Here is a 26,382-nt window from a genome sequence, read left to right on the forward strand (position 1 = left end):
TCTCGAACTACAAACCTTTGCGTGGATAACGACCCAGCCAACTCGAACGTCCGCTCGTCGACCTCGGCGACGGCCAGCGATGCGCGTTTGCCTTTCGGGGTGGTGCTCGAAGCCCTGGCCGACGATCTCGGCGATGCAAAGGTTCGGCGAGCGGTGAATCAGATGCTGCCGGAACTCAAGGCTGGGCAACCGGTTGAGCAGGTGATCGCCAAGCACGAACGGAAGTTGCCGCCGTATCTGGTGGGGCTGCTCCGCACCGCGACCGATGGTGAGCGACTAACCGAAACGTGCGACGCTTTGGTGCAGCTTCGCGAGGCCCGGCTGCATACCTGGCGCGTGATGGCCGGCATGCTGATGTACCCGTTGCTGCTCGTTCTGGCGTTCGTTGGGCTGGCTTGCCTGATGTCGTGGGCCATCGTACCACCGATGGCGTCGTTGATGAACGAGTTCGACCTCGAGTTGCCGGTAACGTCGGAGTGGTTCTTCGGGACCGCTTACTTGATACCGTGGGTGACCATCGCGTTTGCCGGTCTGTTTGCCTTGGTGCTGGTCGGTCCGCGACTGTTTGGCGTTGGATACGCGCTCCGCAACACGCTGCCGGTGTTGGGGCAACTATATGTGTGCTTGTCGCATGAGCAGTTTGCGGTGACGCTGGCGAACTTCGTGCGGCTGAAGATTCCCATGCCCGAAGCCCTGCGATACACGGCCGACTTGCTCGACGACGGCAGCCTTTCGCGAGCGAGTCGACGGGCGGCCGATCGTGTGGAGCGCGGGGCGAGCCTGGCCGAGTCGATCAGCATATCGCGGCAGTTTGCTCGTTCGCTAACCACCATGGTCGCGTGGGGCGAAACGTCGTCGTCGTTCGACGAAAGCCTGATGCTGGCCGCCGAGATGTTTGCCGATCATCGTTTTCAGCGGGTGCAGTTGCTCCGCCGAATCGTTCCTCCGCTCACGTTGGTGGCCGTCGCCAGCCTTACGCTGTCGGCCGTCGCCTCGATGGTAATGCCTTTGGTAAAGTTGATTGAAGGACTTAGTTAACAGGAAGACAGGTCTTAGCGGGTAGTTGTCCTCCGACTGACATAACGCATGTTTATATTGGTTCCCCTATTTCTGTTCGGCATCGGCTTCCTCCTGCGATGGGGGGCAAAGCTGCTGTACGGAGTGCGCGGACCACTGCCCGAAGATCCCACGGTGCTGGCCGTGAACATGGTGAGTTGGTTGTTCGTCGGCATGGGGTTATTGGTCGGACTCGGTATGCCGCTCGGCGTGGCGATGGTCGGCGGTGTATTTGGCATGGTGTTTTGGGTGATCGCCTGGTTCGCGCTGGTCGACACGGTGCAAGCAATGCGGCAATCGAAGCGGCGGATGAATGCCAAGGTGCTCTCGGTCGCCGAGCGCGAAGGCCGCCTCGCCGAGTCGCTCGACCTTTTGCAGCAGGTGTGGACCGGGCAGATGCTAGCTAACGACACGCGCAACCTGGCCATGACACTCCGCACTGGGCAACCGCTTTACGAATCGATCGTGTTGAACCATCGCGCGCTGCCGGTCGAAGCGGCCGCGTACGCGGCTGTTGGCTCGCTGGCCAACGACGAGCCTGCCGCCCTCGACGAGCTAAGCCAGCCCGACTCGCCGGTGCTGTCCATTGCCTGGCGCGGCTGGTTCGACTACATCGCGTATGCCATTGGTATGCTCGTGATGATGACGGGAATCCTCTCGTTCTTGATGATCAAGATCGTGCCACAGTTTCGCCAGATCTTCGAGGAGTTTGGTTTAGAGCTCCCTGCGATGACCGAAATGCTGGTGATGGCAGCCGATCGGCTGATGCCGCTAGCGGCCCTGGCAATGATGGTACTCATGCTTGTGATGCTCGCCATCGGTATCGTCGGCATCATGATGCTGTCTGGTTACGACGGATTTAATCGCATCCTCGATCGCTTTCGCGGGCCGACTCGGATGGCTAGCGCGTTGCGACTGCTCGCCTTCGCTATCGAACGTAAGGTCGAACTGCGAAGCGCGGTGTACGCGTTGGTGCAAACTTATCCTTCCTCCAAAGCACGGCAGCAACTCCATGATTGCTACCTGGCGATCGAAGCGGGCAGGCCTTGGCTGTCCGCGCTGGCCCAGAGCCGGGTGCTGCGTCGCGACGAAGCTGCCCTGGTCGATTCCGCCCAGGCGGTGGGTAACGTTCCCTGGGCGCTACGGCAAATTGCCGATCGCCGGGAGCGGACTGCTGCGAATCGGTTGAATCTGTTTGGCAAGTTCTTTGGGCCGCTCATCGTCATTAGCCTATCGATGGTGGTCGGCTACATCGTGATCTCGCTGTTTATCCCACTTATAAAACTCATCCAAGGACTTACCTGAGCATGAAGCCCTGGCGAACAAAACGCAGTCGCGATCGTCGCGGCATGCTGCTGGTCGAAACCGTGCTAAGCCTGCTAGCGCTGGCCGTGGTGGTGCTCTCCATCACGCAGGCCATGGTGATGCTCGACCGCGCTCGGAAGGCCACGGCTCGGTTCGACCTGGTGAGTCGCGAGCTGGAGAACGTGCTCACCGAGTTCACCAGCCAGCGGTACGACGAAATCACCGCCGACTCGGCTGCCGGGCTGGCGGTGCCGACCGCGGTCGCCGAAGTGTTTCCTCGTGCAACGCTAGAGACCATGGTGGTCGACGAATCGAACCCCGCGGCCAAGCGCGTCACGGCCAAGCTTACGCCTGGTAGCGACGATCGCGTGCAACCCATCTGCTTGACCACTTGGGTGTACGACGCCACAGAGGCCCCCATCGCTAATGACAACGAAGCCTCGTCCGCTCCGCCGGCAGGGGAGGGGGAGGACTCGCCATGAGACGAACCTCGCGATCCCACCGCCGCGGATACACCATGGTGGAATGCCTGGCGGTGGTCACCCTCACGACCATCGTGCTGCATGGTTCGATCATGTTCCTCATGTCGCTCTCGCGATGGGGCGAGCAGGCGAGCACTGGGCCGCTGCGTGCGGATGCTTGCGATCGATTGGAGCAATCGCTTCGCGTGGAACTGCAGCAGTCGACCAAAGTATCGGTGGATGGCAGTTTGCTGACGATTGCGACCCCAGCTGGCACGAGCAACTGGCAACTCGTGGGCGACGCCTGCCAGTTGAAGGCCACGCGCGACACGCAGAACCAGTTCGATCGGTTTGCAATCGGACCGTACACCACCTGGCAATGGAGCGAGTCGCCGACCACCCGCGAGCTGACGATCGCCGACTCCGCAGAACCATCGCTCCCGGTGGTACGGATCGTCGTGCCGGCCGTATCGGACGAAGCCACCGCAGCAGCCGAGGAGGCCCAGCCATGATTTTCTCGCAGCAGCAACCTGCAACCAGGCGGCGACCCACTGCAGCTCGGCGGGGGGTGACGTTGTTGGTGGTCATCGTGATCATTTCGGTGAGCATGTTGATTCTCGCCGGCGCGGTCCGGTCGCTCGTCGACGAGCATCGCCAAACGCGGTTGCGACATACCCATCGACAATGCCGAATAATCGCCCACGCAGCACTCGAGCGGGCGCGGGCAAAGCACCTGGCAAACAACAGCTACACCGGCGAAACCTGGACCATCGATGCCGACGAGGTGGAGTTCGCCAAGCCGTTTCAGGTGACGATTGAAGTCGAACCCTCCGATGGCGAAATCCAATGGAAAGCAACCGCCCGCTACCCGGCCGAGGGAACTCCCGAAGCGTCGGAGTCGGCTGCGGCAGCGTTGAATCGCGAATAGTTTCGCCAAACCACTAAAGCCAACACTTACCAAAACCGTTTGAACGATTGAGGATATCCAACCATGTACGCGAAACGTCGCTCCGCTTTTACGTTGGTCGAACTGCTGGTGGTAATCGCCATCATCGGCATTCTGGTCGCGCTGTTGTTGCCAGCCATTCAAGCGGCCCGCGAAGCCGCGCGGCGTACCAGTTGCATTAACAACGTGCGGCAGATCGTGCTCGGCATCCACAACTACGAGTTGGCGTACGATCACTTGCCGGTTGGCACTACCAACAAGACCGGCCCCATCAACAACCTGCCCGACGGCCATCACATCAGCTGGCTCGCCCGCACGCTGCCGTACATCGGCGAGCAAAACCGCGCGGCGCACCTCGATCCGCAGTTGAGTGCTTACCACCAGGCCAACGACACGGTTCGGCAAACAACGATCGAGCTGCTGATCTGTCCTAGCTACGGCGGCATGGATTCGGCGGCTTCCAACTACGCGGGTTGCCATCACGATCGTGAAGCACCGATTGACGAAGACAACAACGGCGCCTTCGTCTTGAATCGGCGGATTCATCTCGAAGACCTCAAAGACGGCGCCAGCTACACGTTCTTGATCGGCGAAAAGCTGCCGGACGATTACGACCTTGGCTGGTTGAGTGGTACCTCGGCAACGCTTCGCAACACCGGTTTTGCTCCCAACACCACCATCAACGGTGGTTCCAATAGTTGGAGCGAGTACTCGACACCCGACGAATTGCCCTGGGCTACTTCGGGTGGGTACGGCATGGACTACTGGGGCGAGTCCGACCTGGATGAAACCGATGAAGAGTGGGATGCCGACACCTTTGTCGAAGGGGAGATCGTGTTCGACGAAGATTTCGACGGCGACGAGTCGGCCGAGGATGGGAATAGGACCGAAGGGGATGCGGGCGAAGCAGCTGACGACGAGACTAAACCCAACAAAGAACTCTCGGAAGAGGAGAAGGACGCAGGGGCGATGCCTCCGGAGGTCGATCAGGAGCAGCTGCAAGAGGATAGTGACGACATGGAACGCGAAGTCGCGCCCGGCTTCCTGGCCCGAAGCTTGCTCGGCGGCAACCCTCAGGCACCGAAGCGAGTCGGAGGATTCGCGGGGCAGCACTCGGGAGTCGTGGTGTTCGGCCTGGCCGACGGAGCCGTCGATACCATTGGAGAAGACATCGACGTGCGGGCGTATCGCCAGATGGCCAACCGCCATGATGGCGAGATTCCTGAGGGCGATCGCTGGTAACCGTACTCGATCGCCTGGTGCTAGCACCGGTGTTTGGCCTTGCCCAGGCAACTCGGCCCCGACTACTATTCCCGGCATGTCGGACCGTGAAACTACTAAATCCGAGGACTCGCCGCTGTCGATCAGGCGGCTCACCAATGCGTTTGCAGCCATGCTTGGCCGCAAGCCATCGGCGAGCGGTGCTAAGAGTGACGCCGCGCCGCGCGAGACCCCAACCAACACCCGCACCATTACCGAGGCCTTGCTGTTCGTCGGCCGGCCCGACAACCAGCCGATGTCGGCCGCTGCGCTAGCCGCCACGATGCGCGACATCACGCCCGAGGAAGTTGCCACAGCGGTCGACGAGTTGAATGCCGAGTACCTGGCCGACTCGAGCGCGATGACCATCGAGCAGTCGGCCGGCGGATACAAAATGGTGCTCCGCGAGGAGTACTCGCGGGTGCGGGATAAGTTCCATGGCAAGCTCAAGCAAACCACGCTCACGCCGACAGCGATGGAAGTGTTGAGCGTCGTGGCGTATCGCCAGCCGATCGAGCTAGCAGCCATCAACGAACTTCGCGGGCAGAACAGCCAATCGCTTGCCAACAGCCTGGTCCGCCGGGGCCTGCTGCGTTTGGAACGCCCGGCCGACAACCCCAAACGCCCGCTGTATCGCACGACCGAGCAGTTTCTCAAGGTGTTTGGGCTGACCCATATCAACCAGTTACCGCAGGCGGCCGAGTTCGAAGTGGCCTGAGCCGCGAGATTCCCCCAGTTTGATAGCTCGTCCCCTGGTTGGGGGTATTCGTCGCAAGTTATTGTCGTGTTTGAGTTTGCGGCCATTTGTGCGGGTTTTCTGCGAGATTTTGAACCATCTAAAACCGCCCAATTAGCGGTAGCGTGCCCCCGGGGGTGGCGAGTAAAATCCGTGTTTTGCATGTCGGCGCGTGGCCGACGCAGCAAACATGGAAGCGTTGCTCCTTTTTGCACCATCCTTACTGAACGGACTTTGCTCGGACCCCACGGTGTGGGTCGCGACAAAACAAGCCTGACCTTCGCGAACCAGCATTTGGTTTGCTTGTGGGCCGACGATCGACGTTTCGCAGCCCTGGCTTGTTCCTTCCTCCTACCTGAGATCCTGTTGTTGGTGACTGCGCTCAACCATCGCGAACAGATCAAATCGCAGCTACGGTCGGCGGCACCCGCGATTGCCCCCTCCATATTGCTCTGCGATTACGCCAAATTGGGGCAAGAGATTGCCGACCTCCAGGCGGCCGGTGCGCAGCTGATGCACCTGGATGTGATGGATGGCCACTTCGTGCCGAACTTCACGTTTGGCATGACCATCGTCGAAGCCGCGCGGCGATCGACCGATTTGCCGCTCGACGTGCATCTGATGATGGAGAACCCAGGGCGGTACCTCAAGCAGTTTCGCGAAGCGGGAGCCGACGTACTGACCGTGCACGAGGAAGTGTGCCGCGACCAACAGGAGCTGGCCGACCTGGTTGCCGAAATCCGAGAACTCGGCGCCCTGGCAGGCATCGCGATTAATCCACCGACACCGCTCGAGAAGATCGATCAGGTTGCTGCGGATTGCGATTTGATTTTGTGTATGAGCGTCATGCCTGGATTTGGCGGGCAGAAGTTCGATCGCACCGCGCTCGACAAATTGCGGACGTTGCACGAACGTGAGGATGTGGATGCATTGTTGGAAGTCGACGGCGGAGTAAACCTCGAGACCATTGCCGACTGCGCCCAGGCGGGAGCGAATTTGCTGGTTGTCGGTTCGGCGATCTCCAGCGGCGAGAACTACGAGAAACGGTTTAGGCAATTGGAACAACTCATTCGATAAACGCTTAGCAACCGCGTGCCGCTCGCTAGCTTGGGCGAACCACGCGAATGGAAAGCGCTCCCTATGAAACAACTTGTACTCGTTCACACCGGCATTACCGAATACGACAAGCAAGGTCGTATCCAGGGAACACTTGATGTTCCTCTGAGCAAGGTAGGCCGCGACCAGATTGAAGCGATTACGCAGGAACTGGCCCCGCTCGGTGCGACCAACCTGTTTACGTCGCCCGGCCAGGCATCGGTGCAAACCAGCGAAATCCTGTCGGCCGCGCTGTCGCTCAAGGTGCGCCCGCTCGATAAGCTCACCAACATCAACTACGGCCTCTGGCAAGGGATGCTGGTGGAAGACGTCAAGCTCAAGCAGCCGAAGGTGTTCCGCAAATGGCAGGAGCAACCCGCGACGGTCTGCCCCCCCGAAGGGGAGACGATTCCCAAGATCACCGATCGCGTCGCCGAGGTGATGACCAAAATCACGAAGAAGGTAAAACCCGACTCCACCACGTTGCTGGTGGCCCCCGCTCCGCTTGCTAGCATCGTGCGCCATGTGGTGACTGGGGCCGACCTGGGCAACCTTTGGCAATCGTTCGAAGCGGCCGGCAGCTGGGAGATTTTCCCGCTGGATAAGCCGGTCAAAGTAGAAATCGGGGGTCCGTAGAAAGCGCAGGTTTTCACGGCAACCGGCCGATTTCCCCTGGAAACCACTGCTTGCCCCTTCCCGCTTTCGTCGCCTACCCGGCCGAATCCGCCTCCCGCTTGCGGGCCGGAGTTGGTAGGATGGCAGCAGCGAACGTAGATTTTTTCCGCAACTTTCCGACTGTTTCGTATGGCAACCGGCGAATTGAAAACCAACCACGATCAGCCTGACAATCCTCAAGACACTGGGGAGCAAGGCGGACCCAAGAAACCTCGTCCCAAGCGTGGGGTGCCGAGCGGATTGTGGCTGCGGTGCCGCGACTGTGGCGAGACCGTATTCCGCAAGACTGTCGCGGAGAACATGAATGTCTGCCCGGTCTGCGGGTACCACATGTATCTCAGCGCGACCGATCGCATTCGCACCTTGCTCGACGAAGGAACCTTCGAAGAGTGGGACGGCGACCTCTTGGCGGCCGACCCGTTGGAGTTCTTCGATAAGAAGGCCTACGTCGAACGCCTGGTCGACGAGCGCAAGCGGACCGGACTCCGCGATGCCGCCCTCACCGGCACCGGCATGATTCGCGCCCGTCGCGTCGCAGTTGGCGTTACCGACTCGGCGTTCATCATGGGTAGCATGGGTTCGGTAGTCGGCGAGCGCCTCACCCGCCTTGTGGAACGTGCAACCGAGCAAAACTTGCCGCTCGTGATCGTTAGCGGTTCCGGCGGCGGTGCCCGCATGCACGAAGGCATCATCTCGCTCATGCAGATGGCCAAGGTCTCGGCCGCCCTCGCGCGGTACGACGAAGCCGGCGGTCTGTTCATCAGCGTGCTGACCGACCCCACCATGGGTGGCGTCGCAGCCAGTTTTGCCTCGCTGGGCGACCTGGTATTCGCCGAGCCCAAAGCGCTGATCGGCTTCGCCGGTCCGCGAACCATCAAAGCCACGATTCGCCTGGAGCTGCCTGAAGGGTTCCAGCGGAGCGAGTTCCTGCTCGAGCATGGCTACATCGACCGCATCGTAAAGCGATCGGACATGAAGAGCGAAATCGCCCGCTCGATCGACTACTGCGGCAAGTAAGGGAAGCAGACGACCATGTCGACCCGTACCGGCCATCGCTATGTGACAACCGATCCGGCGATTCTGAATGGCGAACCAATTATCGAGGGCACCAGAACCTCGGTTCGCGCAATCGTCGAAATCTGGCGCATGGGCGCCGCACCGGAAGAAATTCCGACTAAGCTGCCTCATCTTACCTTGTCCCAGGTGTTTGATGCATTGAGTTATTTCAGTGATCATCAGGATGAAATCCAGCGGTATATCGAGCAAAACGAAATCCCGCCAGAAAAACTCCACCGCTCTCAATAGCTATGAGCCAGTTGTTTGCGAAACTATATCTCGACGAAGATGTGGATGTGACAATTGGCACACTGATCCGTGCAAGGGCGTTCCACGTAACGACCACCACGGAGGCCTCACTGGTTGGTTCCAGTGACCAACAGCAGCTCGAATACGCAGCGAACAATCGCGCGGTCCTGGTTACCCACAATCGAGTCGACTTCGAAAAACTAGTCGATACCTGGTACCGAACCGGAAAGCAGCACGCAGGAGTTGTGATAGCCATTCGGCGAAGTCCGTATGCGATAGCGGAGAGTTTATTGAAGATGGTGAATTCCATGACGGCGGATGAGTTGGTAAATCAGCTGATCTATATTTGAACGAGTCGGAGTTCATTTTTGGTTGGGTTTGAAGGAAACGGTATTGCCCCCATCGATCCCCGAAATGTTAAAGTTTGCGAACGGGGGATGCGTCGTAGGCCGATTGCCTGAGTTCTCATTTTGTTGCCTTGGGGTAGTGCGCATGCAATAATCAACGCTCCTCTTTTCGAACCAGTAGCGACGGGGCAATGGTCGATGTTGCAGGGGCCTGCAACTCGGCTCTATTCGGATGGCAATCATGGCATGAATCGTTCTCTCTTGCTCCTATTCGCTGAGTTGTTGGTCGCGCTGACCATCTGTGGTAATCCCTGCGTTGCTGGGCTCTCCTGGTCGCAAGAGTGGTCTTGGTCTACGGTTTCGGAAAACGACCAGTACATCCTCGTCTCGCTATTGCCGAGTTCTGTGGAAGAGCAGATCGAATTCATAAACAACAGTTCTTGGGAAGATGAAGCCGAACGGATGGCCACCGTTGCCGAGATGCGGCGACTCGAAGCGACCTATTCTGTGAGCGGTGTCTATCGCAACGATGGGTCGACCACTCCCCTCTGGACGCTCAGCCAATTCGTCTCTCTGGCGAAAGTCAGTCCTGATGGTAATCGCGTGATTCAAGTGAGTGCCTACTCGGATATTGGTTGTCCTACGATTTATATTCATGATGCTACGGGGTGTGTGGGATCGATAAGCGATTTCTCAGTTGCAGCTTTGCCAGCACTTGCTTGCGATCGAATCCTTGGAAATCAAGGTCTCTATATTGATGACTGGGCGATAGATCCCAACGATCCTTCTTGGACCTACATGACGATCTCTTGGGCCGACGGGGCCGAGTCGACGGTTCGCCTCGACGACCTCTCGGTGGTTCGATCGAATACTACTCGCTACGCCATGCTGTCGGTGCTCTCGAACCCGAAAGGCATCGCAGCGCTGATCGTGTTTCTGGCGATGGTTTGTTTTCTGGTTTGGGGCTGCTTGCATCTGGTGATGCGGAGCAAACATCGGCGCGACGCTTAACGCACCGCGTACAACGCCTGGTCGTCCATCTCTAAGAACGTGTTTTAAAATTCACTTTTCCGCGCTGGCCAGTCTTTTCGACATGAGGCTGATCATGGCGACGTAGGTGATGGCTTCGCTGGAGGCGGTTGTTTTTTCGTAGTCCTTGCTGTTCCGTCGATGTCGGGCCAGCCAGGCGAAAGTTCGTTCCACGATCCATCGCTTCGGCAATACCACAAACCCTTTTAGGCCGACTGGCCTGAGCACCGTTTGTAGAATCCAACCAAACGTTTCCCAGGTCCAATCGGGCAACCCTGATCGACCGTACGCGAAGTCGCCAAACACAATCTTGATTCGCTTGAATTGCTCGCCCAGCTTGTCCATTACCCATTCGGCTCCGTCCTGGTCCTGCCAATCCGCGCTATGAACGACTATCGCGAGCAACAATCCGAGCGTATCGACCGCCACATGACGCTTGCGGCCCGTGATTTTCTTGGCCGAATCGTAGCCCCTTTCTTCACCTCCTTCGGCCGTGCGAACCGATTGGCTGTCGATGATCGCTACCGTGGGTGTCGACTTCTTGCCTGCCGCTTTGCGTGTTTTGGCTCGCAACGCATCATGAATCTTCTGCCACGTGCCATCATTTCTCCAACGCCAGAAGATGCCGTAAACCGTACTCCAATTCGGAAAGTCCTTAGGCAGCATCCGCCACTGGCAGCCCGTGCGGACGACGTACAAGATCGCGTTGATGATCCGCCGGCGGTCAATCGGACGACGTCCGAACTGCGAACGTGCTGGCAACAACTGACGAAGCAATTGCCATTGTCGATCGGTGACATCACTGCCATACTTCCTTTCCGTTTTCATGCTACGGCTCCTTCCTCAGGCTGCTAACCAAAAGAGGGAGCCGTAGCTGTTTTTCTTTAATCAGGCAATTTCAAAACACGTTCTAAGATGCGTTCGAGCCGGGCGAGGGTCTTGAGGGCGTCGGTCCGTTCGTCGCGAACTTCGGTCAGCTGCTGCGTGCGAATCGCCTGGCGTAGTTCGTCGAAGGCGATCTCGACCGTGCCGCTGTTGGTTGAGTAGCTGTCGCGACTCTTCGCCGCGTCGACAATTACGTGGAGCCGCTCCATCGCCCACGGGGTGGCGAACGCTACTGGCCAACTCGGGGAGCTCGATCGGATCTGCTGCCAGAGTTCCCGGGCTTCGTGGTCGATGCGCTGCTGACGATTGAGTCGCCGGGTGAGCAACTGCTCGGCATGGTGCGCGACCACGCTCTCCTGCAGTGTGTTGCGCTGCACCTGAAGCTGGGCGATCTCCAACTCACGGCGTTTGACTTCCGCACGATTCTGAGCCGCTATCGCTTCGTGGTATTCGCGAATCGACTGCTGGAACCGCCAGCGATCGGTCTGCGACACCGGACCTGGATAGACCGGACCTTGGTTCACAATGATCACCCCATGGTGACCATGATGGCGATACTCCGCCGGGTAGTACGACTTGTTGACATACAGCTGGGCCATCGCGGGGCTGGCGAACAACATCGAGACAATCGCGAATTGCAGAGTCGACTTGAACATGACGATTCCTTTGTAGTCGTAGGGCTTGGTCTAACACGTTGCGAGGCACCCCCACATACGACCCTCGCTCCAAGCTGTAACACGACAAGCCGCAAAAAAGGCAAAATCGTCCGCCGGGCGAGGCGAGCACTTCCGCGCCATAGAATAGGTATGGCTGCTAGGGGAGCGCGGGCCTCGCTCGACCAATCCATATTTCCAGGTCTGGCACGCAGAGCCGATCAGCCCCGTTTTCGGCCCTCGCCGGCGGTCGGCCGCCTGCCTTCCACGAATCTTTTCGCTAGGTGCGGTGTCGCGCATCGAGAAAGACCCCTTTGTTTTTAGGGTGTTTTTGCTGTTCCAAAAGTTTCTTCAGAAATATCCCCCTGGTTCGTAACAACAGCCCAGGGGCCCGTATGAGAGGGTGTAGTTCAAACCACAACAGGCAACGCCAAGCCGACCTGGCTGGCTCGCCTCCCCACTCGAAACCGGAACTTCCGGCCCTGAAAGGAAAAACCCATGACTCGCTCGACCATCGCTACCCTCGCTCTTGTTGCTGTTGTCGCCTCCGCTAGTGCTAGCTCGGCTTTCGCCGGTTGCGGCGGTGGAAAGAAGTACTACGGAGGAGCCTCGAACCTGCACCATCGTTACATCTCCTCTCACAACCACGGCGTTTACAAGCAACCAGTCGTCGTCCACCAGCCAGTCGTTATCGAAAAGAAGGTGATCGTCGAAAAGCCGGCTCATCCTTGCTGCCACCCGAACTACTGCATGACTTACGTGCACCCCGGCGACACCTGGGCCACCTTGTGCGAACGTGCTTACGGCCGCACCGATGTCTGGAACCAAGTGGTCACCTACAACAACATGCAACCTTCGGCTCCTTTGACCGTTGGTCAGCCGATCCAGCTTCCAACGTTCTCGGCCAACGGCCAAGTGGTCGCTTCGTCGGCTCCGATGCCACCGATGCCGGCCTTCATGGCACAACCTGGTCAGCCCCAATTCCAAGGTCAACCGTTTGCTGGTCAGCCACAAGCTCCTGCACCTCAGTTCAACGGCCAGCCTCAAGCCCCTCAGTTCAACGGTCAACCTCAAGGTCCTATCGCTCCCCAAGCTGGTCCTGCTCCTTCGATGAACATTCGCCCCGCCCAGCCTAAGCTGCCGACCTTCAACGCTGGTAGCAGCCTGGTACTCGACGGAAGCAGCTTCGGCAGCACCCCTGGTCAGGTTCAACTGATGGTTGGCCCGATGGCTCTGCCAGTGGCGATCGCCGAGTGGAATGCCAACGAAGTTGCGATCCAACTCCCTGAGCTGCCGCTGACGACTGCTGCCGACGCTCGCTTGATCGTGCTCGACGCTTCCGGCAAAGTGGTCAACGAGTCCGGCATCCGCCTGGCTCCCAAAACCAATCGCCTGGCCATGGGCAACTAAGCTCGCCGCACCGTGCGACGCTCACCGCGAGCAACCACCTGCAACACTTCGCCAACCCCGTCCACACTCTCATGGTGTGGGCGGGGTTTTTTCCGTTGGGGGAGTCGCTACCGAATAGATTCCCACCGCTGTGCAAATAGATTCCCACGACACAGCAATAGATTCCCAATTTACCCACCGATGGGAAAATTGAATCTCCGCCCACGCTGCAAAACCAGTGGTTTTCGGCTGCGAATAGATTCCCATTTCCCAAAACGCATCGAGTGGGAATCTATTTTTGCAGTGGGAACTTATCGCAAGTTCTTTAACTGTATGTGTTTACATCAATGCCTCTCAGGAAAGTGCCCAAAATAGATTCCCATGGGTGGGAAACTATTTTGGGGAGGATTCAGGATACAGGATTCGGGGGTCAGGGCTCAGGGAAGTTCGGATTCCGGATTGCGGAATGGGGATTGGGGAAGGCCTTGTTGAACAATTAGTCACAAACCTCCGTAAAAACTAACGTGGAATGGAACCACGTACCTTTTTTACGGAGATCGAACATGGCTACGAAAGAAAAACGAACCTACAAAGTCACGAACTGGAAGGAGTATAACAAGTCGCTCATCGAGCGTGGAAACATCACTATTTGGTTTAGCGACGAGGCGTTGGAGAACTGGGAACATCCTAACGACCAGACAAAAGTCGGTCGCCCTTTTGTCTTCAGCGATACGGCGATCGAGTGCTTGCTGACGATTCGCGAACTGCTGAAACTTCCCTATCGGCAGACTGAGGGATTCGGCCGCTCGCTGGTGGCGATGTTGGGCGTCGAGGCAGCGATTCCCAATTATTCTTCGCTCGCCAAGCGAGCCAGCAAGCTGAATGTTTCGCTCGATATCGCTAACAAGAGGGGCGACATCGATATCGTGGTGGATAGCACCGGCATGAAAGTGTTTGGCGAGGGCGAATGGAAGATGCGGACGCATGGCAAGTCGAAGCGGCGGACATGGCGGAAGCTGCATTTGTCGGTGAATCCTGACACCCGCGAGATTGTGGCGGAGATTTTGACCGAGAACAGTTGCCACGATGCCGATGCGGTTCCCGAAATGCTGGAGCAGGTGGAGCAGCCCGTAAAAAAGTTTCACGGCGACGGTAGTTACGACAAGTGGAAGGTTTATGAAGGGCTGGAATCCGAAGGCATTGAGCCGGTGATTCCGCCGCAGCACAACGCCAAGATCAAACAACATGGCAACTCTGCGGAGGAGCCTTTGCCCCGGGACGAGGCAATTCGTCAGATTCGACGCAAGGGGCGTAGGAGTTGGAAAGAGGAAGTGGGCTATCATCGTAGAAGCTTGGCGGAAACGACCATGTACCGAGTGAAACAAAGCTTTGGGAGCCATCTCAAAAACCGAGTATTCGAAAACCAACAAACGGAAGCCCGCTTGCGCTGTAAAATCATCAATCAATTCACCCAACTCGGGCTTCCACAGTTCGAGTGGAGTTAGTCAACAAGGCCATTGGGGAATGTCATCTTGAGGGAGCTTCCGGCGACCGAAAGAACTAGCCTGCCAATTCAAACGTGTTCCCAACAATCGCCGCGTAGGATGGGTCCAGGAGCTTCCAGCGACGCAGCCCCATCACCCGCTTTACCACCCGCGCAGCAGCGAACACCCACGCCGGCAGCCATTCGCCTGCGTGCCGCTAGAAGTTCGAGTTCACAGCTAGCATCACATTTCCATCACCTCCAATCACTAAAAAGCCAACAGCCGAAAGCTGATAGCCGACAGCCTTCACTACCTATCCATTAGAACACCACTGGTGGCCAATTCCCAGCATAAACTGGTGAGATCAGAAAAATCGTTTAGCCCGCCGCCGAAGGCGTCGGGGAAAGTAGCACCAATCTCCGAGTGGTTCGTGGGACGCAGCGGCCTGGCAATTCGTATGGCCTACCAGGCGATGTCTCGCTCCACTTTCAACGATTCGGAGAATCGTGCAACGATGGCTCGCGCCAGCCTCGGATCTGGCCCCGATCATGGAAAAGACGATAAGGAAGTCCGGCTACCCTCGTCTATCAGGTGGAGCCAAAGAGGTTATCCGGCAAACGCCCCGAAGGGGCAGCTGCATGCCAAGTGGATATGAGGAAACAAACCACCTGCAAACCGTCCGACCCTCCCCGGACCTGATAGTCCGACCCTCCCGCAAGCGAGAGGGTGAAGACATGAGTGTGGCGAAAACGCTCACAAATAGGCTTGCCCCACTCAGCCCTCATACCCTGAAACGGAATTGTCCCGCAGCGAAGGGTTGCGCTCCGGCGAGTTTCGCGATCCGAATCGCTACCCTGGAAAGAGTTTTGCAATATACCCAGCCCAGCGATCGATTCAGTGCCGTCTTTCTCCTGCCACATCGCAAAAGGCTACGACGTACCTTAAACTGTTAGATTCTTCCACCGACATGTCCATCACTGATGATTGCCGGTGTCGAAACTAGGTGCCTTATTTCTCACAAGCGTAAGTAGTCATGAACACCGCCGACGATGTTTTCCTTTTTGAGCTCGATAAACGAGGGTTGAAGTATACCAAGACTCAAGATGACCTCTATGAGGTGCTGGTGTCGGGGGAGAAACTCACCATCTGCCTTGATAACATACGACGAAACTACTTGCGAGATGGAGATGAAGAAGCTGTCAGCTGTTTCTTAGATAACTGTTTAAGGGGCCATGAGTTGAGAAGTGGTGCCTGGGAAGAAATAAGCGCTTGCGTGAGATACTCACTTGAACCATCCGACTATGAATTGGGATTCGATGGTCACGTGACTGAATCGATTAATGAGAAGCTGACCCAGGTCTATGTCACCGTCTCGCCTGATGAAGGGGTAGTGGTTTGGGTGAATGATTCCGATCTTGAATCGTGGGGAGTTACACGCGAACAAGTGATCGAGCAAGCGGAAGAGAACATGGCAGCAATAGTAGCAGACACGGTGGTCGAGGTTCGAGAAGCAAATGGGTTTCGAATTGGAATGCTCTCTACAAAAGAGTCCACATTCAAGGCGTCGCTAGTGTTGTCTCAGAAGTTTCGCGATCTTGTTGCTCCATCGCTAGGATGGCCAGTGTATGTGGTTGTTCCTTGCCGAGACTTTGTTTATGTCGTCCCCAATGACTGTAAGGGACTTCTTGGTTCTTTAGGTGCAACAGTTCTCCGAGAGTTCAATGAGTCTGGATATCCAATAACCACCGACATCTTGCAAATTTCCGATCAGGGAATAACAGCGATCGGTACCTACGCAGTGCGCGAGTAATTCTAGTTTGCTCTGAGATGCGCTTAAGAGCCATCCCCCATCCCCCACCATATTTCATTGCGACCCTCCCACCGCCGGGGTACAATCGGGCCAGGGCATCGGGAGGGGAGGGCTGTCGCTCGCGCTGGTTCTTCTCTGCTGTGCTTCTCGACTCTTCACACGACTTTTCTCTTCCTACAACGTGAGTAGCTCCATGCTTGGCGTCTATCGTTGGTTGCGGCTGTTCGTGATTGGTTCGCTCGTCGGCGGTGCGGCGGGGCTGCAGGCTTCGCCGGTCGGGCCGGTCGAGTGGGTGCATCAGCTCGGCACTCCTGGCAACGATCAGGGGTGGGGCCTGGCGGTCGACGACCTGGGCAACTGCGTGATGGTTAGCACGCGGGCGCAGCCCCCCACGTACGGCAATGCCAGTCGCCAGTCGTATGTCACGATGTACGACGCCGCTGGCGAGCAGCAGTGGGACGTGCTGCACTCGCCCGACCGTTCGACGTTGTCGTTTGCCACCGACTTCGATGCCGAAGGCAACGTGTATATCGCGGGGCATGTGAAACGGCGGTTCGACGATCCCGCGCCGAACTTGCAGGATGTGTTTCTCGCCAAGTACACCGCAACCGGCGAGCATCTGTGGACTTCGATCGAGCCACTCGGGGGCGATACCTTCATCAGCAGTGCCGAGGACCTGGTGGTCGCGCCCGATGGCAGCGTGTACCTGTCGGGCTACCAAGGGGGCGAGGCGTTTCTGTCGCGATGGTCGTCGACTGGCAATCTCGCTTGGTCGCAAACGGTGCCTCGGCAAGGCTTCGGGGTGTTGCGAACTTCGGCCGTGGAGTACGTGAGCGACGAGCTGATTTACATCACCGGGTACACCGAAGCGGCGCTCACGCAGCCAATCGCCGGCGAGCGCGACTCGTTTGTCGCCCGCTTCAACGCTCAGGGCGATATTGCCTGGGTGATGCAGCGCGACGATCCCCGTACCGACGAACCTACCCAGGCGGCCGTGGATGAAGCGGGCAACCTGTACGTGGTGGGGGCGACTGGCGACGGCACCTTCTCGTCGAACGACGATAGCCTGATCTTCAAGGTCAACGCCAGCGGAGAGGAGTTGTGGTCGCAACGCATCGAACAACCAGGGCCCGACTTCGCCAACGTGATCGACGACCTGGGCGACGGTCGGCTGCTGTTCGGCGGACGGATGACCCACACTCTGCCCGATGGGTACCAGACCTTGCCGTACTTGGGGGTGATCGACGACCAAGGCACCTTGGGACCGATCGGAACGTTGGGCGCGGCTCTCGGAACCATTCCCTTTTCGCTGGCGGTGAATCAAGAGCTGAAATCGGCCTGGATTACCGGGTCGACCTTCGAAGGGCTGACCGACCAGAGTTTTGGGCACTCCGACGTGTTCGTGATGCGGGTCGCGGTGCCAGAGCCCCGAGCGGTGGCAACGCTGGCCGTCGCTGGCGGGATATTGCTGCTGGGGTACCGCCATGGCCGACGGGCGCGGGGAGCGATTACCAGCGGATTTCTTGCCGGCTGCGAAACAGCTTGCCGCTGAGCCCGGCATCGGCCTCGTCGGCCAGCCAAACCACGGTGTCGGCCCCTTCGGCAACCGAAAGGGTCGCGTTGCTGCCCCCCATGTCGGTCCGCACCCATCCCGGGCAGAGCGCGTTGACGACGATGCCCTCGTCGCGGAGCGCGTCGGCGAGCATGATCGTCAGCCCGTTGAGGGCGAACTTCGACAAGCAGTAGCTCGGCACCTCGGGCGACAGGCCAGAGAGTTGCCCATAGCTGCTCGACAGGTTGATCACCCGCGCCCCCTTCGCGCGACGCAGGTAGGGGAGGAGCGCCTGCGTGAGTTCCAGGGGGCCGAACGCGTTGGTTGCGAACGTGGCCGCGAGTTGCTCGCGGGGCAGGGTTAGCAGGTTCCAACCTTCGTCGGGGTAGATGCCAGCGTTGTTTACCAGCACGTCCAAGCGATCGGTTATCTCGCCGAGCGCCTGGCTCGCGGCAACGATGCTCGCCGACTGGCTGACGTCGAGCGGCAAGAACTCGGCGTCGCCACCTGACGCTTGAATGGCAGTCACGGCCTTGCCGGCCGAGGTTGCATCGCGGGCGGCGATGATCACCTGGTAACCACGCTCGGCGAGTTGCCTGGCAGTCTCGAGGCCGATGCCTCGGTTGGCGCCCGTAATCAGAGCGGTTCGCTTGCTGGGGGATTGGTTCATCGCTCGTGCACTCCCTTCCTGACCGCGGCGGGGCATGCGTTGGTGCTGGCACTTCAATGCCATGGCTGTAGAGATTCGAGTCGCACCCGCCTGCCGGTGATTATACCGCGTGGATCGTACACTGGCTTGGTATGCAACGGGGCCGTGCGTCTGCGGATTGCTGAATCGCTAGCGGCCGAAGGTAGCCAGAGAACGCGATGGCTAAGTCGAGCTTTTCGCCAGCCCCGTGGTCGGCTGACCGGCGAGGCTTCGCAGCCGAACCACACACCAGGCCGACAGGGCGATAGCAATCACGATGCCTACGGTAATCGGTTGCAACGCGGTGGTTGGTTCGTCGGCGACCACAGGATGGTACGCGAAGCGAATCTTCCCCTCACTTTGATTCTCGTTGCGGGTTTGCTTGGCGATCGACACCTGCGACGACGTCGGCTGCGCGGCGTTGAACAAGTAGACGCTGACCGCCGGCAGGTGGCGGTTCTCGAACCGCAACAGGTGCTCGCCCGCTGGCATCTTGGGGAGCGGTGCGGAGAGCTTAAGCTGCACGACCCCCCAGCCCGACTGTAGTTCCTCCAGCTCCGGCAACCGCGTGTCGTCGACGCGCAAGTGGAGCGACTCGGAGTCGAGCGCCAGGTCGAGATCTGCCAGCAGCAGGTCGGCGTACTGTTGCAGCTCTTGTTCGGTCAGCGAGCCATCGCTGTTCTGGTCGATCAGACCAATCAGTTGCTCGGCGACCTCGACCCCTGGCGACAGATTGAGCCACACCAAAACCTCGCCGGGTGCTACTTCCACCAGCGCGGACTGCACGCACTCGTCGAGCTGATGGGCGTTGGCAACCGAAGCAAACGCTGCAGGCAACAGGAGTGCGATCAACGCCATACGATGCAGGAGAGTCATTATCGTTTCCACCATTTGGTGCCGTACTCGTTGGTGGGATCACGATAGATGGTGTGGATGTGGGTGAGCCCCTCCTCGCCCTCGCCTTGCGGGGCGAACTCGATAAACACGGTTGGGCCCTGGATGCGGAAGTAAGCCGAACTGCCGGTAGCGGTCGGGCCACTCCAGGCGAACCATGTTTCGTTGATGTTGTCCTTCAGCTCCGCGTTCTTGGCGGCCGCGTGGGCGGGATTCACGATGCCGGTCCATTCGCTGGCGAGTTCCAGCAACAGCGCTTGCTGTTTCTCGGTCAGCTCGCTGCCCTTCAGTCCCTCGGGCGCGATCATCTGGCCGTCGCGTCCTGGGCCGAGCACCAGGTTTTGGAGTTTGCTGTCGAGTACCGCCTGCTCGCGCTGCGAGTCGTCGAGCGACTCCATCATCGCGTAGGCCTTTACGAGTTCGTGGCCGAGCGGGCGGATGGTCTTGCCTTCGATCGTGTAGATAGCCGGGTTCGCTCCGGTGTGGCTGGGGGCCAGCGTGCTTTGCTCGCCGACGAAGGTGATATTGAGCGCGAGGTGATGCCCGCCGAACTGCAACATCCAAGGCTTGGTCGCAGAGGGCTCGCCGAGGATCGAGAAGAAGTAGTTGTCGCGCCCGTAGCCTCGCGTATTTTCGGGGTCGCCTTGAAAGTTCTTGAGGAGCACTTCGTCTCCTTCCACGATCTGCAGCGATTTCTCGTAGCCATGCTCGCTGAGCACCGCTTCGAGCAGTTGCATGGCGGCCTTGGTTTGCTCGGGGTTCAAGTCGCCGAGTCGCACGCCTGCGCGAGGCGACATGCCGACCGGCAGGTTCGACCAACGTTGCCGCTGCTCGTTGTCGTCGAACTCGAATACCGTCTTGCTGCGGAGCGAATCGTCGAGCGTCGCCAGAAACTGCTTGGCCGCTTTGCTGATGTCGGCCGTCGTGACGTTGTCGTCGGTCGTACTTTTGTTGTCGGTTGCAGCGGGTGCCTCGGCCACGGCCGACTCTTGCCCGCTGGCAACAGGGCTCATGCCAAACATCGGCATGATGAGCAGGCTAGTGAGTAGCACGCGGTGGATCGTCGTCATGGGATATTGCTTTACTTCCGAAGTGAACAAGGTTGGTAGCTGGTCACGTAATCGAGTCGCAGGTTGCCCGCGCGGGACGCGCGCACCTGGAGTGCCATCGTTCGCCTGTTCCACTCCCACTCCGCCCCGGACTTATCCATGGGGGCTGGGCGTCAATCGTAACCGATCGCGTACTGGATGGCACGCAAAACTTTGGGTTGCGAGCAAAAAGCTAGATTCCGCTTCAGGGCGGTGGAATCGCGTCGTAGCGGCTGGATTCGCCATCCCGTCCCGCTCGTCGTCCCAATCGCAAAGCGGGGCAGGGGAGCTTAGTTCGAGTAAAAGGACCATATTGCAAAAAATAAGCTTGATCCCGGTATTCTAATTCTTTAGAATTGGCGGTGTTGGCAATTTCTTTTCCATGGAGGCGATTCATCATGGCCCGGCCGGCGAGCAAACACCCCACCGATGGCGAGTTGCAAATACTCCGTATCTTGTGGGCGAATAGTAGTTGTACCCTCGCAGAGGTGTGCGACGGGCTCCGCGAGCACCGCGACGTCGCGACCACCACCGTGGCGACCATGCTCAAGGTGATGCTCGACAAAAAACTGGTGAAACGCGACGCAGCTACCGGGCGGACCTATCGCTGGTCGGCCGCGGTGTCGCAGGAAAAAACCGCCGGCTCGCTGCTTGGCAAGCTAGTGGATGGAGTGTTCGAAGGCTCCGCCAGTCGGCTGGTCGCTCACTTGGTGGAGACGCAACGTTTCTCGGAACAGGAACTCGCCGAGCTCGAAGAATTAGTCGATGCGAAACGGCGTAGCGGACAGAAGAAGGTCAAAGGGGGTAAGTGATGAATCAGCTACATGGGTGGCAACTCGCTGGCGAGACGATGCTGCACTTTCTGTGGGTCGGCACCGTTGCGGGCGTGTTGATTTTTGCGATGCGGTTGCTGCTGCGTGGTAGCGCGGCCAACGTGCGTTATCTGACGACGCTGCTGGCCTTCGCCGCCCTGGCGCTCGCGCCGGCGATGATCGCCGCCTGGCTGTGGCAACAAGACGATTGGCAACTCAGTCATGGGCAACCGATTGAGTCGGTCGTCGCGCTAACCGACGCACCGGTCGACGCGCTGCCAGCAGAGCGACTGTCAGAACCAGCGGAGATGGTCGCGGAGTGGCAGACTGCAGAGGCGTTCGATCCCCCCGCGCCCGAGTCGTGGGGCAACGCTACCACGCAACTGCCATGGGAAGAAACTCAATCGGCAGAGTTCCATCCGAGTGAACCTGCGCCAAGCGAGCCAGAGGTCATCGACCTCAAGTACAATCCGATCGAAGTGCCCTACGAGGAGCAAATGCCGCCGGCGAATGCTCCCCGGATCGAACGCACCGCGGTAGTCGGTAGCGAAACGCCCGCCGATTGGGCAGCGTCGGTTCCGGAAAACGCACCGCAATCGACCGATTGGCAACCGATTGCATCCGCGACTGCTGAACCGACATCGCAACCAGCCACTGGTTCGACAGCACAACTAGCCATGGCGTCGAACCCATGGGCGCAGGCGTTTACTGCCGCGACCCACTACCTGCCTTGGCTGTGGGTGATCGGCACGCCGGTCATGTTCGTGCTGCTGGCGACCGGCTTGGTCGGCGGCGACCGCTTGCGTCAACGTGCGGAGATGCTCACCGTGGGCCCGGTGCGCGAAGCGGCCGATCGGCTGCAAGCTGCGCTCAAAATCGGTCAACGGGTGTCGGTGGCCGTGAGCGATCGGGTGGTGCAGCCAGTGCTGGTCGGCATCGTGCGCCCGCTGGTGTTGCTACCGACCGCGGCGATTAACGGGTGGTCGCCCGAGGAAGTGGAAATGGCATTGCTGCACGAACTGGCCCACGTGCGTCGGTGCGATAATCTGGTGAACTTGGTACAGCGATTCGTCGAAGCGGCGTTGTTCTTCCACCCCGTCGTGTGGATGGTGAGCCGCGCATTGCGACACGATCGCGAGCAGTGCTGCGATGCCATCGTGGTGGCCCACACTGGCACGCCCGAGGCCTACGCCGACCTGCTGATTCACGTCGCCCGCACGGCTGCTGGCCAACGAGTTCCCGCGGCCGCAGTGGCCATGGCCAAACATCCCCTCGCACGTCGCGTGCGTCGCATTCTGCAATTGGAGGACGATCCGATGTTAGTCTCGAAGCGAACCTTCAGCCTGGTTGCCCTCACCCTGGCGAGCGTCGTCGCGCTGGCGTTGTGGCAAGGCTTGCCGTTGAGTGTGGCCGAAGACACGGTGAGTGAGCCGGAACTGCCTGCCGAGGCAGCGGAAACGAGTGATCCGTCGCAACCAACTCCGGATGTATCCGTCGCAACAGATGAGCAACCCGAGGCTCTTGAGGACAATCAAGCGGTTGACCTGTTAATGACTCCCGCTGCCGAGGCTTTGTTGCAGAAGATCATCAGCTTCGTTGCGGAGGGCGATGCAGCGAAGATCGCTGCGACAGAGGACGGAAAGTTCCAAGTGCTTCCCCATCGCATGTCGTCGGCTCGCCGCGCCTCTCCGAAAGCTACGATCTCGCTTGGCAAAGCCGAGATCATGCTGAGCCGTTTGGTGTTTCATGGGGACAAAGACAATCCGGTCGCTACTCGCGACTATGCGTTAGGAGCGGACTTCGATCAACGGGTTAAACATGACGTAACCCTGTCGCTCGAAGTATTGCAGAAGGATCCCTTCGGCCCGCAAGTCGATTGCGATTGGAGCTGGCAAGGCGACGACGTACTTCGAGTCACTTGCCCCGCAGCCGCGCACTGGTTGCTCTCCGAGTACCTAGGCGCGGAAGGCAAGGTAGTGGAGGAGGACGCAAGTCATTCCGATGTGGAGGGACAAATTGCCGAGGACAACATAACCTCCCCCAAGGTCGTCGCTGAGCTTTGGTTTGATCATTCTGCGGAACATGTGATCTTCCCCAATTCGCAGGTGAAAGCAATTTGGCAGGCGACACAGGTGGAACTCGCCAAGAGTCATCGTGTGCTCGATCAAGCCATGTTGACGTTGTTGGAGCCAAGTAAAACCAACAGCGATACGCCCCGTGTGGACGAGCGGTGGCTCATGGAGAACCTGGTTGTCGAATTCAACGAAGCGGGTAGCATCGGCTTCCAGCTCACCAGCAGCGAGCATGGCGAGGAAGCATTGGACCAGATTCTCCACGCGGTGGCCGACAGCTATTTCGTCCAGACCGAGAACAATCAGTCGGTTGCGGCAACCGATTCGGAAGCAACCGCCGACGAAGCACCAGCCGACAATGCACCGACGCCCGACCCGAGCTTCACGGGGACCAGTAAGACCTATCACTTCACCGCCGACACTCCGTTCAGCAAGGTGGCACCAGTGCTCGCTGCCCACCAGCAGGCGGGGCATCAGGTGAAGATGACCAACGCGGGCAACGAGATGCTAGTGGTGGTTACCAAGCCAGAGAACGAAGTCGCTGAACATGCGGTGGATATGGCCACCATCGAGGGCACGGAGCACACCGAGGACACCGCGAAGCCGCTGCAGGCCGACATCGACTTTACCGGTGTCATCAAAACTTACCATTTCACCGCCGACACCCCGATGAGCGAAATTGCTCCTCTGATTGCGGCCCACGAGCGGGCGGGGCACCAGGTAAAACTCACTCGCAGCCATGGCAAGGCGTCGATCGTGGTCACCAAGCCAGCGATTTCCGCCCCGCCGGCCGAAACCAAGTCGCCCTTCCTGTCGATGGAGGATCAACGGATTGCCGACTTGGCGTACAACCTGTTTAACGTCGAAGTCTCCTCACTTTCGGAAGAACAATTGCAAGTTGCCAAGGAGAAGGGGTTCGCAGGAGGTGTTTCGATCGACACCTACAATTACGTGGTAACTGGGCGGGGGCGGATTGTGGTGTTGCAGCAGGGCGATATCCTCGTCGGCCTGCACGTCTGGACGACAGCAAGCCTGGATCAGTTGGGAGAGGTGCTTCGCCGAGACGACTTGGCTGAGTTCAACCCGCTAAAGTTCTTTGTGCTGCGGAAGCAGGTGATCGAACCAGCCGACTTGCCCGGTGGGGATGGCGGTTTCGGTCGTGGTTTCGGTGGTAGTCGAGAAGGTAGTCGAGAAGGCGGGATCATGGGGGGGATGGGGATGGAAGAGGATGCTCCCTTCGAAGTCGAAAAAACTGCCGAACCTATCGTCGAGTGGAAGCTCATCACCGGGCGTCTCAGCTACGACGACAAGGCCTGGCGCGAGGAGCAAATGCGGCTCAAAGAGAAAGCCGAGCAGGAGGAACAAGCCGCCGACGCAGTAGACGCTCCGACGACCTTTCACGATCCCTCTGAGAATACGTCCGCTAACATCGACCCGAATGACGAGATCGTCGATCCAACTCCTTCTGGACCGAAGCTATTGTACGATGGACGCACTTTCGACGATTGGCGCGACCAGTGGAAGAACGAGCTGAAGACCGAGAATCGCACCGAGGCGATCAAAGCCCTGCGGGCGTTCGGCCGGGCGGGGAAAGGCAAGGAAGCGACCGAGACCATCCTCGAAGTGGCCGAGGAGTACTCGTTTAACACTTGGTATGGCGGATCCGGCAATGCCTCGGCTCAACAACAGCTAGTCAGCTCGATCGTCTGGTCGTTTGTCGATCAGAACGACTCGAATCCGATTTCCATCGATGTCGCGATGCCAGTGATTCTCGAGTGGTATCGTGAGAATCCCGAGCAACATATCGACCTGACGCGCATCGTGATGTGTTCGACCGCCTCGAAGAGTCCAGCGACGCTCGATTTGGTGGCTAGCTATATCGGCGGAGACGACAAGCGTTTACAGATGGAAGCTTTGCAGCACCTGGTAAACGCTGATCACAAATTGGAGAACGAGCGCACGCTCGAAGCGATCCGCACCCATCTGAAGAGCGATGACGACGAAGTGGTGATCAACGCTCTACGACTGCTAACGTATTACGCGTACATGCAAATGCATGGCATGAATAACTGGGGGCAGAATTTGGTGCGGGTCGAACCGCTGATGGTGTCTTGCTTGTTCCATCCAAGCCTCGAAGTCCGCCAGGCGGCTCGTACCTCGCTGAATAAAGGGGACGAAGAACAGCTAAAGCCAATTGTTAAGCTGATCGCCGAGGTGATACGCGAACCGCGCACGAGTCATCAATGGCAAGGCGTGGAACTCTATACCATCAAGTCGGAACAGCAGATGCCCGAGATTCGATTGGCAGCCATCCGGGCGCTGGCCGCGATGGAAACGAGATCCGCACCAGTAGTCGATGATCTCAAGCCATGGCTCGCAGCGGACGATCAGCCATCGCTACAAACAGCCAGCCGCGCGGCACTCTGCTCGGCCTTTGGAGCTCTAGGAGACCTGAAAATGGGGACCGACGTGGAGCCAAATAAAGTACCCGGAACTTGGGGAACGAACCTGCTTGAAGGTAGCGGAGTGCTTTCGGATAACGAAGAGTGGAACAACGAGAAGTTCGAATTGCTGCGGAAGGAGTTGAGAGTCGAAGCCAGTAAATTGCTTCATCCTAGTAGTAGGATGGGCGGCGGACTTGGTGGCGGCGGATTCGGTGGTGGTATCGACATGGGGGGCGGCGGAGCGTTCTAATCGCCGAACGATGGGGGATAATAGAACGTGTGTCCTCCCGGCCGAGTTACTTTGTTCCAATCGTGAGCCTACGATGATCGTCAACGCCACGTTCCGCAGAACAAATCCCCCTAATCAAGCCATGGCTGCGTTCGACAAAACTCTAC

The 26,382-nt window shown here is 58.7% G+C and carries 24 protein-coding genes; 19 read left to right on the forward strand and 5 right to left on the reverse strand.

Going from position 1 to position 26,382, the window contains the following annotated elements:
• Positions 1-21: 21 nt before the first annotated feature.
• The 13 genes from Pan181_RS01130 to Pan181_RS01190 all read left to right on the forward strand — a co-directional run bounded on the left by Pan181_RS01130 (position 22) and on the right by Pan181_RS01190 (position 10,197).
• The gene (locus tag Pan181_RS01130) at positions 22-1,038 is read left to right on the forward strand and encodes a type II secretion system F family protein (protein WP_145245088.1); all 1,017 of its coding nucleotides are present in this window, start codon (positions 22-24) and stop codon (positions 1,036-1,038) included.
• Between the two features lie 57 nt (positions 1,039-1,095).
• Positions 1,096-2,361: a type II secretion system F family protein gene (locus tag Pan181_RS01135; RefSeq protein WP_197528774.1), complete on the forward strand. Its 1,266-nt coding sequence runs from the start codon at positions 1,096-1,098 to the stop codon at positions 2,359-2,361.
• A gap of 2 nt (positions 2,362-2,363) precedes the next feature.
• On the forward strand, positions 2,364-2,843 hold the full coding sequence (locus Pan181_RS01140; protein WP_145245090.1) for a type II secretion system protein: 480 nt from the start codon (positions 2,364-2,366) through the stop codon (positions 2,841-2,843).
• On the forward strand, positions 2,840-3,334 hold the full coding sequence (locus Pan181_RS01145; RefSeq protein WP_145245091.1) for a hypothetical protein: 495 nt from the start codon (positions 2,840-2,842) through the stop codon (positions 3,332-3,334). Before Pan181_RS01140 ends, Pan181_RS01145 begins: the two co-directional genes overlap by 4 nt.
• The gene (locus Pan181_RS01150) at positions 3,331-3,750 is read left to right on the forward strand and encodes a type II secretion system protein (protein ID WP_145245092.1); all 420 of its coding nucleotides are present in this window, start codon (positions 3,331-3,333) and stop codon (positions 3,748-3,750) included. Before Pan181_RS01145 ends, Pan181_RS01150 begins: the two co-directional genes overlap by 4 nt.
• Before the next feature lie 63 nt (positions 3,751-3,813).
• A complete protein-coding gene (locus tag Pan181_RS01155) occupies positions 3,814-5,010 on the forward strand; it encodes a DUF1559 family PulG-like putative transporter (RefSeq protein ID WP_145245093.1) in 1,197 nt (398 codons plus the stop codon).
• 76 nt (positions 5,011-5,086) lie between these two features.
• Entirely contained in the window at positions 5,087-5,746 is a 660-nt protein-coding gene (scpB, locus tag Pan181_RS01160) for an SMC-Scp complex subunit ScpB (RefSeq protein ID WP_197528776.1), read from the forward strand.
• 270 nt (positions 5,747-6,016) lie between these two features.
• Positions 6,017-6,841 (forward strand): ribulose-phosphate 3-epimerase, encoded by an 825-nt coding sequence (rpe, locus tag Pan181_RS01165; protein ID WP_231943718.1) that lies wholly within the window; start codon positions 6,017-6,019, stop codon positions 6,839-6,841.
• Between the two features lie 63 nt (positions 6,842-6,904).
• On the forward strand, positions 6,905-7,495 hold the full coding sequence (locus Pan181_RS01170; RefSeq protein ID WP_145245096.1) for a histidine phosphatase family protein: 591 nt from the start codon (positions 6,905-6,907) through the stop codon (positions 7,493-7,495).
• 168 nt (positions 7,496-7,663) lie between these two features.
• The gene (gene accD, locus Pan181_RS01175) at positions 7,664-8,551 is read left to right on the forward strand and encodes an acetyl-CoA carboxylase, carboxyltransferase subunit beta (protein WP_145245097.1); all 888 of its coding nucleotides are present in this window, start codon (positions 7,664-7,666) and stop codon (positions 8,549-8,551) included.
• Positions 8,552-8,566: 15 nt separating this feature from the next.
• Positions 8,567-8,839, forward strand: coding sequence for a DUF433 domain-containing protein (locus tag Pan181_RS01180; RefSeq protein WP_145245098.1), 273 nt, complete (start codon positions 8,567-8,569; stop codon positions 8,837-8,839).
• Between the two features lie 2 nt (positions 8,840-8,841).
• Positions 8,842-9,189 (forward strand): DUF5615 family PIN-like protein, encoded by a 348-nt coding sequence (locus Pan181_RS01185; protein WP_145245099.1) that lies wholly within the window; start codon positions 8,842-8,844, stop codon positions 9,187-9,189.
• Positions 9,190-9,432: 243 nt separating this feature from the next.
• Positions 9,433-10,197, forward strand: coding sequence for a hypothetical protein (locus Pan181_RS01190; protein WP_145245100.1), 765 nt, complete (start codon positions 9,433-9,435; stop codon positions 10,195-10,197).
• Between the two features lie 51 nt (positions 10,198-10,248).
• Here the strand turns inward: Pan181_RS01190 and Pan181_RS01195 are convergent, their stop codons facing one another.
• Together Pan181_RS01195 and Pan181_RS01200 are read right to left on the reverse strand one after the other, a co-directional pair.
• Entirely contained in the window at positions 10,249-11,043 is a 795-nt protein-coding gene (locus Pan181_RS01195; protein WP_145245101.1) for an IS5 family transposase, read from the reverse strand.
• Positions 11,044-11,099: 56 nt separating this feature from the next.
• Positions 11,100-11,756, reverse strand: coding sequence for a hypothetical protein (locus Pan181_RS01200; protein WP_145245102.1), 657 nt, complete (start codon positions 11,754-11,756; stop codon positions 11,100-11,102).
• Positions 11,757-12,251: 495 nt separating this feature from the next.
• On the opposite strand from Pan181_RS01200, the gene Pan181_RS01205 reads away from it, so the two are divergent.
• From Pan181_RS01205 to Pan181_RS01220, 4 genes are all read left to right on the forward strand, one after another.
• Positions 12,252-13,163, forward strand: coding sequence for a hypothetical protein (locus Pan181_RS01205; RefSeq protein WP_145245103.1), 912 nt, complete (start codon positions 12,252-12,254; stop codon positions 13,161-13,163).
• A gap of 542 nt (positions 13,164-13,705) precedes the next feature.
• Positions 13,706-14,647, forward strand: a complete 942-nt coding sequence (locus Pan181_RS01210; RefSeq protein ID WP_145244898.1) for an IS5 family transposase — start codon at positions 13,706-13,708, stop codon at positions 14,645-14,647.
• Between the two features lie 1,012 nt (positions 14,648-15,659).
• Entirely contained in the window at positions 15,660-16,436 is a 777-nt protein-coding gene (locus Pan181_RS01215) for a hypothetical protein (RefSeq protein WP_145245104.1), read from the forward strand.
• A 193-nt stretch (positions 16,437-16,629) separates the two neighbouring features.
• Entirely contained in the window at positions 16,630-17,988 is a 1,359-nt protein-coding gene (locus Pan181_RS01220; RefSeq protein ID WP_197528778.1) for an outer membrane protein assembly factor BamB family protein, read from the forward strand.
• Here the strand turns inward: Pan181_RS01220 and Pan181_RS01225 are convergent.
• The 3 genes from Pan181_RS01225 to Pan181_RS01235 form a co-directional block, all read right to left on the reverse strand.
• Positions 17,945-18,658, reverse strand: coding sequence for an SDR family oxidoreductase (locus tag Pan181_RS01225; RefSeq protein WP_145245106.1), 714 nt, complete (start codon positions 18,656-18,658; stop codon positions 17,945-17,947). The genes Pan181_RS01220 and Pan181_RS01225 overlap by 44 nt on opposite strands.
• A gap of 201 nt (positions 18,659-18,859) precedes the next feature.
• Positions 18,860-19,552 (reverse strand): hypothetical protein, encoded by a 693-nt coding sequence (locus Pan181_RS01230; RefSeq protein WP_145245107.1) that lies wholly within the window; start codon positions 19,550-19,552, stop codon positions 18,860-18,862.
• Entirely contained in the window at positions 19,552-20,640 is a 1,089-nt protein-coding gene (locus Pan181_RS01235; RefSeq protein WP_145245108.1) for a DUF3500 domain-containing protein, read from the reverse strand. Before Pan181_RS01235 ends, Pan181_RS01230 begins: the two co-directional genes overlap by 1 nt.
• A 416-nt stretch (positions 20,641-21,056) precedes the next feature.
• Here Pan181_RS01235 and Pan181_RS01240 point away from each other — a divergent pair, with 416 nt between their 5' ends.
• Positions 21,057-21,470 (forward strand): BlaI/MecI/CopY family transcriptional regulator, encoded by a 414-nt coding sequence (locus Pan181_RS01240; protein WP_145245109.1) that lies wholly within the window; start codon positions 21,057-21,059, stop codon positions 21,468-21,470.
• Positions 21,470-26,236, forward strand: a complete 4,767-nt coding sequence (locus Pan181_RS01245) for a M56 family metallopeptidase (RefSeq protein WP_145245110.1) — start codon at positions 21,470-21,472, stop codon at positions 26,234-26,236. Before Pan181_RS01240 ends, Pan181_RS01245 begins: the two co-directional genes overlap by 1 nt.
• Positions 26,237-26,382 lie beyond the last annotated feature (146 nt).

Source organism: Aeoliella mucimassa (assembly GCF_007748035.1).
Taxonomy (GTDB): Bacteria; Planctomycetota; Planctomycetia; order Pirellulales; family Lacipirellulaceae; genus Aeoliella; species Aeoliella mucimassa.

Bases quoted from the DNA above. Each gene is read 5' to 3' on its own strand.
- Pan181_RS01140 (WP_145245090.1), top strand. From the start codon at position 2,364: ATGAAGCCCTGGCGAACAAAACGCAGTCGCGATCGTCGCGGCATGCTG.
- Pan181_RS01145 (WP_145245091.1), top strand. From the start codon at position 2,840: ATGAGACGAACCTCGCGATCCCACCGCCGCGGATACACCATGGTGGAA.
- Pan181_RS01150 (WP_145245092.1), top strand. From the start codon at position 3,331: ATGATTTTCTCGCAGCAGCAACCTGCAACCAGGCGGCGACCCACTGCA.
- Pan181_RS01155 (WP_145245093.1), top strand. From the start codon at position 3,814: ATGTACGCGAAACGTCGCTCCGCTTTTACGTTGGTCGAACTGCTGGTG.
- scpB (WP_197528776.1), top strand. From the start codon at position 5,087: ATGTCGGACCGTGAAACTACTAAATCCGAGGACTCGCCGCTGTCGATC.
- Pan181_RS01170 (WP_145245096.1), top strand. From the start codon at position 6,905: ATGAAACAACTTGTACTCGTTCACACCGGCATTACCGAATACGACAAG.
- accD (WP_145245097.1), top strand. From the start codon at position 7,664: ATGGCAACCGGCGAATTGAAAACCAACCACGATCAGCCTGACAATCCT.
- Pan181_RS01180 (WP_145245098.1), top strand. From the start codon at position 8,567: ATGTCGACCCGTACCGGCCATCGCTATGTGACAACCGATCCGGCGATT.
- Pan181_RS01185 (WP_145245099.1), top strand. From the start codon at position 8,842: ATGAGCCAGTTGTTTGCGAAACTATATCTCGACGAAGATGTGGATGTG.
- Pan181_RS01190 (WP_145245100.1), top strand. From the start codon at position 9,433: ATGAATCGTTCTCTCTTGCTCCTATTCGCTGAGTTGTTGGTCGCGCTG.
- Pan181_RS01195 (WP_145245101.1), bottom strand. From the start codon at position 11,043: ATGAAAACGGAAAGGAAGTATGGCAGTGATGTCACCGATCGACAATGG.
- Pan181_RS01200 (WP_145245102.1), bottom strand. From the start codon at position 11,756: ATGTTCAAGTCGACTCTGCAATTCGCGATTGTCTCGATGTTGTTCGCC.
- Pan181_RS01205 (WP_145245103.1), top strand. From the start codon at position 12,252: ATGACTCGCTCGACCATCGCTACCCTCGCTCTTGTTGCTGTTGTCGCC.
- Pan181_RS01210 (WP_145244898.1), top strand. From the start codon at position 13,706: ATGGCTACGAAAGAAAAACGAACCTACAAAGTCACGAACTGGAAGGAG.
- Pan181_RS01215 (WP_145245104.1), top strand. From the start codon at position 15,660: ATGAACACCGCCGACGATGTTTTCCTTTTTGAGCTCGATAAACGAGGG.
- Pan181_RS01220 (WP_197528778.1), top strand. From the start codon at position 16,630: ATGCTTGGCGTCTATCGTTGGTTGCGGCTGTTCGTGATTGGTTCGCTC.
- Pan181_RS01225 (WP_145245106.1), bottom strand. From the start codon at position 18,658: ATGAACCAATCCCCCAGCAAGCGAACCGCTCTGATTACGGGCGCCAAC.
- Pan181_RS01230 (WP_145245107.1), bottom strand. From the start codon at position 19,552: ATGACTCTCCTGCATCGTATGGCGTTGATCGCACTCCTGTTGCCTGCA.
- Pan181_RS01235 (WP_145245108.1), bottom strand. From the start codon at position 20,640: ATGACGACGATCCACCGCGTGCTACTCACTAGCCTGCTCATCATGCCG.
- Pan181_RS01240 (WP_145245109.1), top strand. From the start codon at position 21,057: ATGGCCCGGCCGGCGAGCAAACACCCCACCGATGGCGAGTTGCAAATA.
- Pan181_RS01245 (WP_145245110.1), top strand. From the start codon at position 21,470: ATGAATCAGCTACATGGGTGGCAACTCGCTGGCGAGACGATGCTGCAC.